Origin of the sequence: Natrinema hispanicum (assembly GCF_900111485.1) — an archaeon.
Classification (GTDB): domain Archaea; phylum Halobacteriota; class Halobacteria; order Halobacteriales; family Natrialbaceae; genus Natrinema; species Natrinema hispanicum_A.
Genome location: NZ_FOIC01000004.1, coordinates 222,260 through 237,504 on the forward strand (window position 1 = coordinate 222,260; position 15,245 = coordinate 237,504).

The following is a 15,245-nucleotide window of genomic DNA, read 5'->3' on the forward strand; positions in this document are numbered from 1 at the left end:
ACTGTTTTCAGCGGGTCCAGAAGCCGCCGGTAAGCAAGACGAGCACGGGAACGATCTCGAGGCGGCCGATCCACATGAGAAAGACCATGAGGAGCTTCGAGCTGTCCGGGAACGCGAGATAGTTCCCGTAGGGGCCGACCGAGCCGAACCCGGGGCCGATGTTGCCAATCGTCGCGAGGCTGGCGCTGAACGCCTCGAGTGGCGTCAGCGTGTAGCCGATCCGACTCGCATCGAGTGCGAGGAACAGCGACGCGACGGCGAAGATGAACAGATACATGAACGTGAATCCGAGGACGCCGCGGATGGCATCCTCGTCGACGACGTTGCCGCCAAGCCGAATCGGCCGGACGACTTCTGGATGGGACGCGGTGAACAGTTCCCGGCGGAGGAACTTGAAGACGATCAGCCATCGCACGACCTTGACGCCACCGCCGGTCGAGCCGGCCGAACCACCGACGAGCATGGCAAAGAGGAGAACGATCTTCCCTGTCGAGGTCCACTCGACGAAGTCGCTGGTCGCGTAGCCGGTCGATGTTAACAGCGACGCGATCTGGAACGCGCTCTGTCGCAGCGAGTTCTCGAGGACGCCCTCAGTGATCCCGCCCAGTCCCGAAAGTGCCGGCGCGGTACCCGTATAAAGCATCCCGGCGAGGAGAACGGTCAGCCCGGCGATCGCGGCGATGTAGGCGCGGAACTCGGAGTTGCGAACGAAGCGATGGCCCTCGCCGCTGAAGACGTGCCAGAACAGGGCAAAGTTCGTCCCGGCGATGATCATGAAGGGGACTGCTGTCCACTGGACAATCGCGGAAAAGGCCGCGACGCTGTCAGCCTCCGGCGAGAACCCACCCGTCGGGAGCGTCGTGAACCCGTGGGCGATGGCGTTGTACAGCCCCATGTTGGGAGCCATCCCCGCGAGATGGAAGCCATAGAGCAACGCGATATAGACGGCGGTAAAGACGAAGTAGACGAGCCAGAGGATCCGCGCCGTCTCGGCGATCCGCGGCGTCAGTTTCTGTAGCTCTGGGCCTGGGGCTTCCGATTCGATGAGTTGGGCACCGCTGACGGCGACCTCCGGCAAGATCGCGACCATCAACACGATGATCCCCATCCCGCCGAGCCACTGTGTGAGCTGTCGCCACATCATCACGGCGTGGGAGTGCTGTTCCAGCGAGATTTCTCCGAGCACGGTCGCCCCGGTCGTCGTAAAGCCGGACATCGACTCGAACAGTGCGTTGACTGGGTCGGCAAGCGTCGATTCGGTGCCCCAGCCAGCAAGCACGTACGGAACCGCGCCGACGGCGGCGACGGCAAGCCACGAAATCGCGACGAACAACATCGCTTCCCGGATCTGCATGTCCGGGTCGAGTTCGAGTCGCTCGAGCCCATGGCCGACGGCGATCGTCAGCGCGATCGTCGCGACGAACGGGAACACGGACTCGCCGTAAATGAGCGCCACGACGACCGGAATCACCAGCGGGACGGCGAGATACTTGAGCACGGTCCCGACGAGCGCGACGCTGGCACGCCAGTCAGTTCGGAGCCGCATAGAACACCCCACTCGCGTGGTCACGCCTGTACACGGTATTTAACGGCATTTCAGCTAGCACTTATTAATCCATCGTAACCCGCTCTCGTCGGCAGTGTCCCGGACGGCCGCCTTATATCAGTTCGACGACCTCGTCAAGGACGGTCGCGTCGACGAAGACGACGACGTGATCGCCGGGCTGGACGGCCGTCGAGCCCCGCGGCGTGATGTGCTCACCGCCGCGAGAAATCGCACCGATGACGACGCCGTCCGGCAGTTCGGCCGCCGCGTCGACGATATCTTGTCCGACGAGGACGCTATCGGGGCCGACCTCGATCTCGATGACCTCTGCGCGGTCATGCTCGAGCATCGCGATTTTCTCGGTGTGATCGGTTCGCGTAAAGCGGATGATCTCTTCGGCGGTCTCCTCGCGGGGGTTGACCGCGACGTCGACACCGACGGTCTCGAAGAGGTCGGCGTACTCGGGCGTCTCGATAATGGCGACGGTCCGATCGACGCCGAGTCTGTCGGCCAGCAGTGAGACGAGCAGGTTCTTCTCGTCGCTGTCTAAGGCCGCGACGACGACGTCGGCCTCGCCGACGTGTTCGCGGGCGAGGAACTCGGAGTTGGTCGCGTCGCTTTCCATGACCATCGTATTTGGCAGCGCTTCGGCGACCTCGCGGGCTCGCTCGTGATCCTGTTCGATCAATCGCGGCCGGAAGCCGTGTTCTTCGAACTCGCGGGCGGCCTGAAACCCGATCTCGCTTGCGCCGACGATGACGACTTCCTCGGTGTCGTCCGGCGTCGTCGCGACCTCGTCGGCGAAATCGTGCATCGAGTCCGGGCTGCCGATGACGACGACCCGATCACACGCCCGGATGACGGTGTCACCCCGCGTGACGATCATCTCGTCGTCCCGGAAGATCGCCGCGAAGGTCAGCGAGTCATAGCAGTCCGCCTCGCTGACCGTCCGGTCGACGATCGGGCTGTCTTCTGGAATGTCGAACTCGGCCATGCGCACGAGCCCACCAGCGAACGTATCGACGTCGTGAGCGCTCGGCAACCCGGAAATCCGGAAGATCGTCTGTGCAGTCAGGAGGTCGGTACAGACCATGAAGTCGACCCCAAATGCCCCCTGTGAGCCCTGCCACGTCTCGAGCAACGTCCGCCGGCGAACACGGGCGATCGTGAAGACCTCGGCCGTGGCTTTCGCCGCGCCACAGACGACCGCGTTGGTCTCGTCGTTGTCGGTACAGGCGATGACGAGCCCGGCTTGCTCGAGGCCGGCCTCACGCAACACCTCGAGATCGGTCCCGTCACCGCGGATGGTGAGGACGTCCAGCGAGTAGGTGAGTTCCTCGGTCACGTCGCTGTCGCGGTCGACGACGACGACGTCGTGGGTGTCCTCGAGATTCGCGGCGATCGACCGCCCGACTTCACCGGCACCGACGATGATTACGTACACGACGATCCCTCCGAAAGCATGCGTACTGGGAACGGATTTCGGGGCGACCGGGATATGGATTACGATGCGCGAAGACGGGCCGAGCGGCGCGGTGGGCCGGCGATGTTGACCCCATCACCGAGGCAGATACGAACCGATGAGCTAACCCACTGTGTTTTTAAGACCTGGGCGTGTACGAGCACATAGCGAAACCCGCGGGCAAGTGCGTTCGGGGCCTCCGATGTCGGAGGCCGGCCGGAGACAGGTTGTCTCCGCGAGCGCATAGCGGGATGGCCGACGCGCTGCAAGACGCCGGGGCCGAACAACCAGGAGTCCGCGGACCGTTTCGATGAGAGTCCACAACGCGGCTTTCAGTGCTACGAACCATGGAAATCGAAATCGCAACGATTGGCGGCTACGAAGAAGTCGGACGGCAGATGACTGCCGTCCGCGCCGGTGACGACGTCGTCATCTTCGATATGGGTCTGAACCTCTCGAAGGTGCTGATCCACGACAACGTCGAAACCGAACGGATGCACAGTCTCGACCTGATCGACATGGGCGCGATTCCCGACGACCGAGTCATGAGCGACTTGGAGGGCGACGTCCAGGCGATCGTCCCGACCCACGGTCACTTAGACCACATCGGCGCGATCTCGAAGCTCGCGCACCGATACGACGCGCCGATCGTCGCAACGCCGTTTACGATCGAACTGGTCAAACAGCAGATCGAGGGCGAGCAGAAGTTCGGCGTCGAGAACGACCTGATCAAGATGGACGCCGGCGAAATGATGTCGATCGGAGACTCCGGCAAGGTCGACCTCGAGTTCGTCAACGTCACCCACTCGATCATCGACGCGATCAACCCCGTCCTCCACACACCCGAAGGCGCAATCGTCTACGGGCTGGACAAACGGATGGACCACACGCCCGTCATCGGCGACCCGATCGACATGGAGCGGTTCCGTGAGATCGGTCGCGAGGGAGAGGGCGTCCTCTGTTACATCGAGGACTGTACCAACGCCAACAAGAAGGGACGGACACCCTCCGAAAACGTCGCCCGCGAACACCTCCGGGACGTTCTCTATAGCCTCGAGGATTACGACGGCGGGATCGTCGCCACCACCTTCTCGAGTCACATCGCCCGCGTGAAGTCGCTCGTCGAGTTCGCCGACGATATCGGTCGCCAGCCCGTCTTGCTGGGTCGCTCGATGGAGAAGTATTCGGGCACCGCCGAACGGCTCGACTTCATCGACTTCCCCACTGATCTGGGGATGTTCGGCCACCGCAAGTCCGTCGACCGCACGTTCAAGCGCATTATGAACGAGGGGAAAGGCGACTACCTGCCAGTCGTCACTGGCCACCAGGGCGAGCCCCGCGCGATGCTTACCCGGATGGCCCGCGGCGAAACGCCCTACGAACTGGACGAGGGCGACAAGGTCGTCTTCTCGGCACGGGTCATCCCCGAGCCGACCAACGAAGGCCAGCGCTATCAGGCCGAGAAGCTGCTGGGGATGCAGGGCGCGCGCATCTACGACGACATCCACGTCTCCGGGCACATGAATCAGGAGGGGCACTACGAGATGCTCGACGCCCTCCAGCCCCAGCACGTCATCCCGGCCCACCAGGACATGAAAGGGTTCTCGGGCTACGTCGACCTCGCCTCGAACGAGGGCTACAAGATGGGACGAGATCTCCACGTCACGCGCAACGGGAACCTCATCCAGCTCGTCGACTGATATGACGAGTCCCGAGGCACGCGAACAGGCGGTGCTCGAAGCGGTGCGCAAGCGTCGTGAACTCGTCAACGACGCGATTCCCGAGGAGCTGCCGATCCAGCGACCCGAGCGGCTCTACGAAGCCTCTCGGTACCTGCTGGATGCGGGCGGTAAGCGGCTCCGGCCGACCGTCTTCCTGACGACAGCGGAAGCGCTGGCCGACGTCGAGACGCTCTCGACCGGGTATCGGTCGTTCCCCTCACTCGACGACAGCGGCCCAGTGGACGTGATGGCTGGCGCTGTCAGCGTCGAGGTCATCCAGTCGTTTACCCTGATCCACGACGACATCATGGACGACGACGACCTCCGGCGTGGCGTCCCCGCCGTCCACAAGGAGTACGACCTCGAGACGGCCATTCTGGCCGGCGACACGCTCTACTCGAAGGCGTTCGAGATCATGCTCGAGACGAACGCGGAGTCGGACCGCGTCGTCGACGCGTTCGAGGTCCTCGCGACCACCTGTACGGACATCTGCGAAGGGCAGTCCCTCGACGTCACCTTCGAGGAGCGCACCGACGTCTCGCCCGACGAGTACCTCGAGATGGTCGAACAGAAGACGGCCGTCCTGTACGCAGCGTCGGCGTGTCTGCCGGCGATCTTGCTCGGTGCCGACGACGAGACGATCGACGAACTCTACGGCTACGGGCTCGACGTCGGCCGCGCGTTCCAGATTCAAGACGACGTGCTCGATCTGACGGTCCCAAGCGAGCAACTCGGCAAACAGCGGGGCAGTGACCTCGTCGAGAACAAACAGACGCTGATCACCGTCCACGCCCGCGAGCAGGGTGTTGACGTCGACAACTTAGTCGACACCGACGATGTCGATGCGGTCACCGAAGCCGAGATCGACGACGCAGTCGCCGAACTCGAGGCGGCCGGCTCGATCTCCTATGCGAACCAGACCGCCCGCGATCTGGTCGAACGCGGCAAGAACCGACTCGAGGTCCTGCCGGACAACGAGGCGCGTGACCTCCTCTGTGAACTCGCGGATTACCTGATCGAACGCGGCTACTGAGACGGGCTACTGTCCCGCGTTCCCGGTGGGACCGCAGGCCGATCGCGGTTGCACCGGCACGACGACGGCAGTCCGTCTGACACCAGTCGCCGCACGGATCGGGAAACACCGCGAATCGCGAGGGTTTTTGACCGGGCGCGGATAGCACACGGTAATGAACGACGAGTTACGCGAGCGCGTCGAGCGCGAGGTCGAAAAGCACGCGCTGTTGAATGCGGTCAAACACGAGAGCGACGCCGACGTCGGCGCGATCATGGGGCCGCTGATGGGCGACAACCCCGAGTTCCGCGAGCACGGCGACGAGATCCCGGGGATCGCCGGCGGCGTCGTCGGACGGGTCAACGACCTCGCATACGAGGAAAAACGCGCCCGCCTCGAGGAACTCGCCCCCGAGGAACTCGCCGAGATCGAAGCCGAGGAAGAGGAAGACGAACACGACCTGCCGGACCTGCCCAACGCCGAGGAGTACGATGAGATCCGGATGCGGTGTGCGCCAAACCCCAACGGCCCGTGGCACGTCGGCCACGCCCGGATGCCCGCCGTCATCGGCACTTATCGCGACCGCTACGACGGCTGGTTCTGCGTGCGCTTCGACGACACCGATCCCGAGACCAAGCGACCGGATCTCGAGGCCTACGACGACATCCTCGAGGACCTCGACTATCTCGGCTTCGAGCCCGACGCGACGTACAAAGCGAGTGACCGCCTCGAGACCTACTACGATCACGCTCGCGAGCTGATCGAACTCGGCGGAGCCTACACCTGCTCGTGTTCGGGCGAGGACTTCTCGGAGCTGAAGAACTCGGGCGAGGCGTGTCCCCACCGCGAGAAGGACACTGAGACCGTGCTCGCAGAATTCGAGGCCATGATCGACGGCGAGTACGACAGCGGCGAGATGGTCCTACGGGTCAAAACCGACATCGAGCACAAGAATCCGGCGCTGCGCGACTGGGTGGCCTTCCGGATGATCGACACGCCTCATCCCCGCGAGGAGGCCAGCGAGTACCGGTGCTGGCCGATGTTGGACTTCCAGTCGGGCGTCGACGACCACCTCATCGGGATCACGCACATCATCCGCGGGATCGACCTGCAGGACTCCGCGAAACGCCAGCAGTTCGTCTACGACTACTTCGATTGGGAGTACCCCGAGGTCATCCACTGGGGTCACGTCCAACTCGACGACTACGACGTCAAGATGAGCACGTCGACCATCTCGGAACTGATAGACGAGGGGAAACTCGACGGCTGGGACGACCCGCGTGCGCCGACGCTCAAGAGCCTGCGCCGACGCGGCATCCGCGGCGAGGCCATCGTCGACGCGATGACCAAGCTGGGCACCTCGACCACCGACGTCGACCTCGCGATGAGTTCGATCTACGCGAACAACCGCGACCTGATCGACGACGAAACCGACCGCCACTTTTTGGTCCGTGACGGCGTCCAGCTCCCGCTCGGCGGTAGCCCACCGGACGAAGCAAACCCGCCGCTCCACCCCAACCACGAGGACCGCGGCGTGCGAGAGATCCCGGCCAGCGATGCCGTCTTGCTCGAGGAAGGAGACCTCCCCGGCCGCGAGGAACGGATCTGGCTCAAGGGACTGGGCTGTTTCCAGTACACCCGCGACACGCTCCAGTATACCGGCGACGACATCGACGTCGTCCGCGAGGGAGACGTCGACGTCATCCACTGGGTGCCGGCCGACGAGAGCGTCCCCGTCCGAATGCGAACCATGGATGGCGACGTCTCCGGGCACGCCGAACCGGGTGTCGCCGACCTCGAGCCCGATGAGATGGTCCAGTTCGAGCGCGTCGGCTTCGCACGGATCGACCGCCACGACGAAGACGAGACGGTCGTCTACTACGCCCATCCCTGAGACGGAGCTGTTCGTCTGAAACGCTACTCGAGTAAGTCGTCGGCCCGGTCGGGATCCGGATCGGCGACGACGCCGTCCTGTCGACCGAGCACGCGAGCGTGAGCGGCACAGACGAGGCGGTTTTCATCCCAGGGGATATGTAACTCGACCGCGGCCGGGCGCTCGCAGTCGGCCTCGGAACACTCCGGTTTCATTCGTCCGTGTGAACGAGAGCCACAGCTTCAGTGTTTGCCCGCGATCACAGTACGAAGACGGCGACGACGAACCCAAAGAGGATCGATGCCGTTAGCAGCACTTGCACCGCTGTCGACGCGAGAACGCCGATCGTCGTGTAAACGGCTGAGCGGGTGCTCCCCTCGAGTTCGCCGTCACGGACGTACTCGAGGGCGAAAACGGTCCCGAAGAGGCCAACGAGCAGGCCGAGCGGGCCGGTGACGACCATGAGGACGATGCCGACGACGGCGGCAGCCGCGGTCGTCAGCCACGACGCGCCGCCTGCGCGGGCGGCGATCGAGCCGCCGAAGAACTCGATGGCCGCAGTGATGGCAGCGAGGACAGCAAGCACGATGAAAGTGAGGACGCTCACCTCGGCAAATCCGACACCCCACCAGTAGACGCCGAGGCCGGCAAGCGAGAGAAGGCCGCTGGGAACCATCGGCACGGCTGCGCCGACGATGGCACCGACGAGCAAGGCAACCGCGAGAACCGTTACCGCGTCGACCATACGTCACTCGAGGGGCTCGAACGTCAAAGCCGTGCTGCCGGCTGCCTCGAGTCGGCTGGTCGGCGGTCGATTCGTGGCATCGGAAACACGACTATACACCCCAAAAAGTCACTATTCCGAGGGTCGTGACGATCGCGAGCAGCAGTTGGAGCGGCCCGCCCACGCGAATGAAGTCCGAGAACTGGTACTTCCCCGGCCCGTAGACGAAGAGGTTGGTCTGGTAGCCCACAGGTGTCATAAAGGCCGTGCTGGCGGCGAAGGTCACAGCGAGGACGAACGCGAAAGCGCTCGCGTCCAGTCGCGAGGCTACGTCGACGGCCACTGGGACGAGCAAGACGACGCTCGCCTGATTGCTGACGATGTTGGTCATCAACGCCGTCAGCAGGTAGAACAGTCCGAGGACGGCGACTTCGGGGAGGAAATCCGCACTCGAGACGACAAGCGCGCCGAGGACGTCCGCGCCGCCGGTCTCGGCCATCGCACTCCCAAGCGGGATGACGCCGGCGAGCAGGAAGATGATATCCCACTGAATGGCCTCGTAGGCCTCGGCCGGTTTGACGACGTCGGCGGCGAGCATCACGACGACCCCGGCCAGCGCCGAGACCATGATCGGAAACAGATCGAGCGCGGCCAGTCCGACGACGCCGAGGACGACGCCGACCGCGATCGGCAGCTTCGACCGCCGGAACTGCTGGAGTGCGAGGTCCCCGGCGACGATGACGTTCGGGTTGTCGGCAAGCCTGTCGACCGTTTCTGCCTCGGACTCGATGAGCAGCGCATCTCCCGGCCGAAAGGTGAACTCGGAGAGTCGTTCGTGAGTGATCTGGCCGCCGCGCCGAACCGCGAGCACGCGCGCCTGATAGGTGTCCGAAAAGCCCGCCGAGTCGATCGTCTCGCCGATCAGGTCCGAGCCCGCCGTAAGGACGATTTCGACGAGTGTTTGCTCCGGTGCGAGCGTCTCGAGGTCCGTTTCGGCCGTCACGCCGGGCACCAGATCGACGCCGTCGACCTCGAGCAGCGTCTGAAGCGCATCGTCGGTGAGCCGGACCGTGTAGACATCGCCGCTCTGGACGGTCGTCGATGGGAGGGGATTGGAGACGTACTGCTCGTCACGGATGAGTTGGGTGACCTCGGCCTCGAAATCGACCTCCTCGAGTGCGTCCTGGATCGACAGGCCGACCACGGGAGAGTCACGTCGAACGACGAGCTCCGTGAGATACTCCTCTTTTGCCGTCGTCTCTCGCTCGCTGCGCGGCGTTACATGCGACGGGGTGAGCCAGTAGCCGACCGTAAGCAGGTACGCCGAGCCGACGACGAACACGACGATCCCGAGGTGCGTGAACTCGAACATCGAGAAGGAACGGCCAACGTACTCCGCGGCGAGACTGCTCGCGATGAGGTTGGTCGAGGTGCCGATGAGGGTGAGCATCCCGCCGAACATCGACGCATAGGACAGGGGCAAGAGCAGTTTCGAGGGGGAGGTCCCGTTCTCGTGGGCGAGATCGTTGACCATCGGCATCAACACGGCGACCGCCGCCGTGTTATTGATTAGTCCCGACAGCGGCCCGACAATTCCGATTGTCACCCCGAGTTGTTTGTGTTCGTCCGCGCCGGTATACGACGCGACAGTTGCCTGTAAGCGCTGAATGAGGCCGGTTCGACGAACCCCCTCGCTCAAGATCATCATCGCGAGGATCGTGATCGTCGCGGGATTGGAGAATCCGGCGACGCCGTCACGCGGTGAGACGCCCGTCCACGGCCCGAGTATCATCAAGCTCACCATGATCCCGAGTGCCGTCACGTCGATCGGTACCGGCTCGGTGACGAACAACACGAGCGCGACGGCGATGATCAGAAAGACCAGCAACGCACCCGTCGTCAGCTGAGCCATCCAGTTTTGGAGCCTTCCAGCGCAAACGTCAAATAATGGTGGCCGCCTCTCCGCGGGCTGAAGACAGTGCGCTGGATGAGGTTATGGCGTGCCGACGTACCGGTGTCTGTTGATGAGATACACGAGTGACGTCCCCCAGAGTGCAACGACAAATCCATACATGGCGTCCCCGGGTGGGTGTATCGACTGCCGAAGTGAGGCGACCAGATAGACGAGCGCGTACACACCTACCGGACCGGCCACATACACCACCGAGAGCGGTTGCCAGGCCGCGCTCGCATCCGCGAGCGTACCTGTATCTTTGACGAGCGAGACGACTGCAGCGATCGCAGTGAATACCAGACAAAATAGCAGTAAGACGGCGACGATCACCCCTGGACCGTCGTCGGACACAACCCAGAACACGAAGAGCAACACCAGCGGGGTCGCGAGCACGTACACGACGATTGGGAGCCACCACCACGAGTCGCCGACGGATCGTTCCCGCTCGGCTTGCGGTGCCGTGGGGTGGCGCACTCGAGCGAGATCGTTGGCCGCCCACGCGCCACCGATCGCGCTGACCATCGTGAGCAGCACCAGGAACGTAATACCGAGGGCGAACTCGACGAGGAACAAGCCGACAGTGACGGCAGTCATCGCCGGCGATGCGGAGCCGAGCGTCGTGACCAGATCGGCGACGGACGCCGCGAGGACGCCACCCGATCCGACGAGTCCGGTTCGCACGCCAGCCCGGCGACTTGCTATCGGCCGGTCATGATAGTAATAGCCGACAAAAAGTCCGGCCGCGAGCAACGGCGTTGCTGGACTGAGACCGCCGATGACAGCACTATCACGCGGGACGGCGTCCAACGCCAAGACAAGTGTTATCGGAATCGACGCGAGCCCGATGAGGGTCGCGGCTCGTAACCGGTCGTCGGTCAGTCGCTCGAGGAGGGATCGAAGAGAGGGCATCAGTACCATTCACCCAGTTGTTGTTAGAATGTTAAAATTATTGCTGGGCGTATCGCGGAGAGCCTCGCGGTCAGCGCTCGGCGAATCGATCCCGAACCGCAAGCGCCGCGTCCGTCCCGTAGCAGTCGACCAGCGGACAGACGGCGTCGCCGAGCGCTCGCATACACTGTCCCGTCGAGTGATATCCGAGGCGCTCGGCGACGGTTTCCCAGTCGCGGCTCTGGAGGACGCGCAGGACGAACAGCCGTTCTTCGCGGTCGCTCAGGTCGACAGCCGCTGGATCGTCGACGAAGTACCGGACGGCGAGGTCGCGAAACGGCCCAGGATCGATGTCGAACAGCCCCGGCCCGTAGGCAGCACCCGCGACAACACGCCATTCATGATCGGTCAACGAAAGTGACGGCCCGGCCTCATCGGCGACGCTACGGAGCAGCGCACGAGCGACATCGGGCTCGAGGTCGTCGAGAGCATCGGAACAGAGCGCGGCAAACCGACGGACGAACCAGTCGGCATGCCGGTCGTTGAGCGCCTGTCCATCGTTGTTCGTCGGCGCGAGCATGAGCGCGGAGTACTCGCCGCTGGCGTCGTTGCGGGTCGTCGAGACGTGGATCGCTCGATAGCCGTTCTCACGCCAGAACGCCAGCAAGCCGGGTGTCGCGCCGAAGCCGGTGCCGAGCCAGTCGACTGCGGTTCCGAATTCGTCACGAACGCACTCGAGCAGGCGCGAGCCGAGCCCCCGCGAGCGGGCGGCGTGGTGGGTCGCGATACGGACGACGCGCAGACCTGCCGGCTCGGCTGCCGCCTCGTCTCGCAACTGGCTGGTCAGCACGTCCGGCAGCATGTTGCCGCGGACGCGGCCGCCCTCGTACATCATCGCTCGCGTGTCCGGCGAGAGGTTCCCCTCGCGAGCGAGCAGCGCCACGCTGACGACGTGGCCGTCGTAGACGAGCGCGCGGGCCTCGAGATTCGGCGCGTCGAGCAACCGCGCGAGGTCGTCGGGTTCTGTTCGATAGTGGGCAAGCACGAGCAGGCCAAAGGCTTCCCGGAGCAGGGGTTCGTCCGCGAGTAAGTCGGCAGGCTCGAGTTGCCGGTAGTCGACCGTTTCAGGGACCGCATCGGCCACGAGCGGCTTGACCGGCGGGCGGGCGTCGAGTAGCAAGGCGCGGAAGGCCCACACTTCAACGGGATCACCCGCCGCGTACCGGATCGGCTCAGCGAGTTGGCAGTCGATCACGTCGTGGTCGCTCTCGGAGAGTCGCTCCCGAAACCGAACCGAGAAGCCACGTCCTGCACCCTCGTAGCCATGGATCGTCGTTGCGAAAGCGATGCGGTCAGCTACAAGCAGCGACTCGAGTGTCGCGACTGGCAGCGCGGCAGCCTCGTCAACCATGACGATATCGGCCGACGCGAGTGCGTCGATGGCCGCATCGGGATTTCGAAAACGAACTGAGCCGCCCGCGGCGGTCTCGATCCGGCGGGAGTCGACGACAGCGTCGGACTCGAGGCACTCGACGAGGTCGCCAGCACGATCGAACAGTTCCGCCGTATTCCGGGCTGCGGGCGCGGTCACGAGCACGTCCTCGCCGGCGACGGCGTACGCACCAGCGGCCAGTCCCGCGGCGCTCGATTTGCCCCGGCCGCGGTCGGCCTCGAGGACGACGGCCCGCTCGGTCTCGGCGAGGGACTCGAGCGCGGCGACGGCGTCGACCTGATCGGTCGTCAGGCAGGCCTCGTAGGTCGCCATCGGGAATCGGTGGTCGGCTGGCGGCGTCGGCGGCTCCGTCGGCAGCTGCGGGGCCGGATCGGTCAATCCATCGGCGTCGACGCTGTCGGCCTCGAGGTCGACGATCGCGATTCCGCGGTGGACTCGCAGCGTCTCGACGAGCCGCCGTTTGAATCGGCCGGTGACGTCGTCGATGTCGAACGGCGGCACCGCAAGCGAGGCATCGAACTCGTCGCGGCGATCCGGCCAGGACGCAAGCGGCGGGGTCAACAGGACGAGCAGGCCGCCACCGTCGACTGCGCCGACGACTTTGCCGAGCGCGTTCGGCCGGAGGTTGTCGTGGGCGTCGACGGCGATCACGTCTCTGGTTGTTCCCAACAGCTCGCCGGCGTTGGACTGCGGGAGCTGTTCACAGCGGAGTCGGTCGTCGGGACCGACGAGCGTTGTCTCGGTGATTGGAACTGAGAGGGTATCGAGGATTGACTCGAGAGTATCGTACCCCCGTTCACGAGCGCCCGCGAGCACGAGCAGTCGGCGCTCGTTGGTTCGCTCGGCTTCCCCGCGAAGCGACTCGGCGAGGCCGACGACGTCGACGTCCATGTGTGTGGTGGCGTTGGCGTCTCGAGCGTAATATACTGCTGGACAACGCGCGGACACACTGCAGAGGTGCTCTCGCTGCGAGTGGATGGAACGGCCCACACGACCGAACGGTCCGTGCGGAGCGATCTCACGCACTCGCTCGTTTGAACACGCTTTTAAGGAGGGCAGCGCTATTCAGGTGTACACCCTACACGGGGTTGATGATGCTCCTAGCCCTACAGGACTTCCGCCGGAGTCGTTCCGGCACGGGTACCCAGTGCCCGGATGGCAGGGGAGCGCGAGCCCACGTGTAGGAGAGGTGAACAACCAATGTCAGTCTACGTAACCACCGACATCCCAGCCGACCTCGCAGACGACGCCCTCGAGGCGCTCGAGGTCGCACGAGACACCGGACGAGTAAAGAAAGGAACCAACGAAACGACGAAGGCCATCGAGCGCGGCAACGCCGACCTCGTCTACGTCGCCGAAGACGTCTCTCCTGAAGAGATCGTCATGCACCTGCCGGAGCTCGCAGACGAGAAAGGCATCCCAGTCGTCTTCATCGAGACCCAAGACGACGTCGGCCACGCCGCCGGCCTCGAGGTCGGCTCGGCCGCTGCGGCGATCGTCGACGCCGGCGAGGCCGACGGCGACGTCGAGGACATCGCCGACAAGGTCGAGGACCTCGACTGAGGTGATCAGAGATGAGTGCTGAAGAGGAAGAAAGCGGCTCTACGCCCGCCGAGGTCATCGAGATCGTCGGCAAGACCGGCATGCACGGCGAAGCCATGCAGGTCAAATGCCGGATCAAGGAGGGCGAGAACCAGGGACGCATCATCACCCGTAACTGCCTCGGGCCGGTCCGTGAAGGGGACGTACTCCAGCTTCGCGAGACCGCCCGCGAGGCCGACTCCATCGGAGGACAATAATGGTCGAGAAACGAACCTGCGACTACACGGGCGAAGAGATCGAACCCGGCACGGGCATCATGTACGTCAAAACCGACGGCACCGTGCTCCACTTCGTCGACTCCAAAGCGGAGAAAAACTACAAGCTCGGGCGCGAACCCCGAGATCTGGAGTGGACCGAAGAGGGTCGTCGCGCCAAAGGCCCAGCCCAAGAAGAGGCACCTGCGGCCGACGAAGCCGACGCTGAGACGTCCACCGAGGACGAGAGCGACGAAGTCGAGGCTGAGGAAGCATGAGCGATCACGAGCGCACCTTCGTGATGGTCAAGCCCGACGCCTTCGCGCGTGGCCTCGTCGGCGAGGTCGTCTCCCGACTCGAGGACCGCGGGCTCAAGCTCGTCGGCATCAAAGTCGAGAACATGCCCCGTGAACGGGCAGAGGAACACTACAGCGAACACGAGGACAAGCCGTTCTACGACGACCTCGTGGACTTCATTACCTCGGGCCCGGTCGTGCCGATGGTCTGGGAGGGCCAGGACGCGACCCGACAGGTCCGCCAGATGATCGGCGAGACCGACCCGCTCGAGGCCGAACCAGGCACGATTCGGGGCGACTACGCGCTCGATCTCGGTCGGAACGTCGTCCACGCCGCCGACCACGAGGACGAGGGCGCAAACGAACGCGAGATCGCGATCCACTTCGACGACGACGAACTGATCGACTACGATCAGCACGACGCCGAGTGGCTCTACGAGTAGTCGATCTCGAGTCGACAGCTATTCCCGATTTTCTGGACGCACACGCCCTGTGAGCGTGTGCTGTGCTGTACCAAAGG

General features: G+C 64.2%; 14 protein-coding genes. 7 read left to right on the plus strand and 7 right to left on the minus strand.

The genetic code is table 11. The features are described 5' to 3' along the window. Positions 1-7 precede the first annotated feature (7 nt). Together BSG09_RS06065 and trkA are read right to left on the minus strand one after the other, a co-directional pair. Entirely contained in the window at positions 8-1,546 is a 1,539-nt protein-coding gene (locus BSG09_RS06065; protein ID WP_092931160.1) for a TrkH family potassium uptake protein, read from the minus strand. A 112-nt stretch (positions 1,547-1,658) separates the two neighbouring features. Beyond that, the gene (trkA, locus tag BSG09_RS06070) at positions 1,659-2,990 is read right to left on the minus strand and encodes a Trk system potassium transporter TrkA (protein ID WP_092931162.1); all 1,332 of its coding nucleotides are present in this window, start codon (positions 2,988-2,990) and stop codon (positions 1,659-1,661) included. Between the two features lie 365 nt (positions 2,991-3,355). On the opposite strand from trkA, the gene BSG09_RS06075 reads away from it, so the two are divergent. The 3 genes from BSG09_RS06075 to BSG09_RS06085 all read left to right on the plus strand — a co-directional run bounded on the left by BSG09_RS06075 (position 3,356) and on the right by BSG09_RS06085 (position 7,635). Continuing rightward, positions 3,356-4,708, plus strand: a complete 1,353-nt coding sequence (locus BSG09_RS06075) for a ribonuclease J (protein ID WP_092931164.1) — start codon at positions 3,356-3,358, stop codon at positions 4,706-4,708. 1 nt (position 4,709) lies between these two features. Further along, positions 4,710-5,762 (plus strand): geranylfarnesyl diphosphate synthase, encoded by a 1,053-nt coding sequence (gene idsA3, locus BSG09_RS06080; protein WP_092931166.1) that lies wholly within the window; start codon positions 4,710-4,712, stop codon positions 5,760-5,762. Between the two features lie 154 nt (positions 5,763-5,916). After that, positions 5,917-7,635 carry a glutamate--tRNA ligase gene (locus tag BSG09_RS06085; protein ID WP_092931168.1) on the plus strand — a complete coding sequence of 573 codons (1,719 nt, stop codon included), beginning with the start codon at positions 5,917-5,919 and terminating at the stop codon, positions 7,633-7,635. 23 nt (positions 7,636-7,658) lie between these two features. On the opposite strand, the gene BSG09_RS20690 is transcribed toward BSG09_RS06085, so the two are convergent. From BSG09_RS20690 to tmcA, 5 genes are all read right to left on the minus strand, one after another. Beyond that, positions 7,659-7,829, minus strand: coding sequence for a hypothetical protein (locus tag BSG09_RS20690; protein WP_175542150.1), 171 nt, complete (start codon positions 7,827-7,829; stop codon positions 7,659-7,661). Between the two features lie 44 nt (positions 7,830-7,873). Then, positions 7,874-8,359, minus strand: a complete 486-nt coding sequence (locus BSG09_RS06090) for a DUF456 domain-containing protein (protein WP_092931170.1) — start codon at positions 8,357-8,359, stop codon at positions 7,874-7,876. A 91-nt stretch (positions 8,360-8,450) separates the two neighbouring features. After that, positions 8,451-10,250, minus strand: a complete 1,800-nt coding sequence (locus tag BSG09_RS06095) for an SLC13 family permease (RefSeq protein ID WP_092931172.1) — start codon at positions 10,248-10,250, stop codon at positions 8,451-8,453. An 81-nt stretch (positions 10,251-10,331) separates the two neighbouring features. Continuing rightward, positions 10,332-11,201 (minus strand): DUF5518 domain-containing protein, encoded by an 870-nt coding sequence (locus tag BSG09_RS06100; RefSeq protein WP_139246189.1) that lies wholly within the window; start codon positions 11,199-11,201, stop codon positions 10,332-10,334. 70 nt (positions 11,202-11,271) lie between these two features. After that, complete coding sequence (gene tmcA, locus BSG09_RS06105) at positions 11,272-13,524, minus strand: tRNA(Met) cytidine acetyltransferase TmcA (protein ID WP_092931176.1); 2,253 nt, start codon at positions 13,522-13,524, stop codon at positions 11,272-11,274. 309 nt (positions 13,525-13,833) lie between these two features. On the opposite strand from tmcA, the gene rpl7ae reads away from it, so the two are divergent. Genes rpl7ae through ndk form a run of 4 tightly spaced genes read left to right on the plus strand, consistent with a single transcriptional unit; the run spans position 13,834 to position 15,168 of the window. After that, on the plus strand, positions 13,834-14,196 hold the full coding sequence (rpl7ae, locus tag BSG09_RS06110; protein WP_008012956.1) for a 50S ribosomal protein L7Ae: 363 nt from the start codon (positions 13,834-13,836) through the stop codon (positions 14,194-14,196). 11 nt (positions 14,197-14,207) lie between these two features. Beyond that, complete coding sequence (locus tag BSG09_RS06115) at positions 14,208-14,432, plus strand: 30S ribosomal protein S28e (protein ID WP_006064297.1); 225 nt, start codon at positions 14,208-14,210, stop codon at positions 14,430-14,432. Then, complete coding sequence (locus BSG09_RS06120) at positions 14,432-14,707, plus strand: 50S ribosomal protein L24e (protein ID WP_092931178.1); 276 nt, start codon at positions 14,432-14,434, stop codon at positions 14,705-14,707. The genes BSG09_RS06115 and BSG09_RS06120 overlap by 1 nt, the downstream gene beginning before the upstream one ends. Beyond that, positions 14,704-15,168, plus strand: coding sequence for a nucleoside-diphosphate kinase (gene ndk, locus BSG09_RS06125; RefSeq protein WP_092931180.1), 465 nt, complete (start codon positions 14,704-14,706; stop codon positions 15,166-15,168). Before BSG09_RS06120 ends, ndk begins: the two co-directional genes overlap by 4 nt. The last annotated feature ends 77 nt before the right edge of the window (positions 15,169-15,245 follow it).

Coding starts and splice junctions, on each gene's coding strand:
- BSG09_RS06075 (WP_092931164.1), top strand. CDS start 3,356: ATGGAAATCGAAATCGCAACGATTGGCGGCTACGAAGAAGTCGGACGG.
- BSG09_RS06085 (WP_092931168.1), top strand. CDS start 5,917: ATGAACGACGAGTTACGCGAGCGCGTCGAGCGCGAGGTCGAAAAGCAC.
- BSG09_RS06115 (WP_006064297.1), top strand. CDS start 14,208: ATGAGTGCTGAAGAGGAAGAAAGCGGCTCTACGCCCGCCGAGGTCATC.
- BSG09_RS06095 (WP_092931172.1), bottom strand. CDS start 10,250: ATGGCTCAGCTGACGACGGGTGCGTTGCTGGTCTTTCTGATCATCGCC.
- BSG09_RS06120 (WP_092931178.1), top strand. CDS start 14,432: ATGGTCGAGAAACGAACCTGCGACTACACGGGCGAAGAGATCGAACCC.
- BSG09_RS06065 (WP_092931160.1), bottom strand. CDS start 1,546: ATGCGGCTCCGAACTGACTGGCGTGCCAGCGTCGCGCTCGTCGGGACC.
- BSG09_RS06100 (WP_139246189.1), bottom strand. CDS start 11,201: ATGCCCTCTCTTCGATCCCTCCTCGAGCGACTGACCGACGACCGGTTA.
- BSG09_RS06090 (WP_092931170.1), bottom strand. CDS start 8,359: ATGGTCGACGCGGTAACGGTTCTCGCGGTTGCCTTGCTCGTCGGTGCC.
- idsA3 (WP_092931166.1), top strand. CDS start 4,710: ATGACGAGTCCCGAGGCACGCGAACAGGCGGTGCTCGAAGCGGTGCGC.
- tmcA (WP_092931176.1), bottom strand. CDS start 13,524: ATGGACGTCGACGTCGTCGGCCTCGCCGAGTCGCTTCGCGGGGAAGCC.
- BSG09_RS20690 (WP_175542150.1), bottom strand. CDS start 7,829: ATGAAACCGGAGTGTTCCGAGGCCGACTGCGAGCGCCCGGCCGCGGTC.
- ndk (WP_092931180.1), top strand. CDS start 14,704: ATGAGCGATCACGAGCGCACCTTCGTGATGGTCAAGCCCGACGCCTTC.
- rpl7ae (WP_008012956.1), top strand. CDS start 13,834: ATGTCAGTCTACGTAACCACCGACATCCCAGCCGACCTCGCAGACGAC.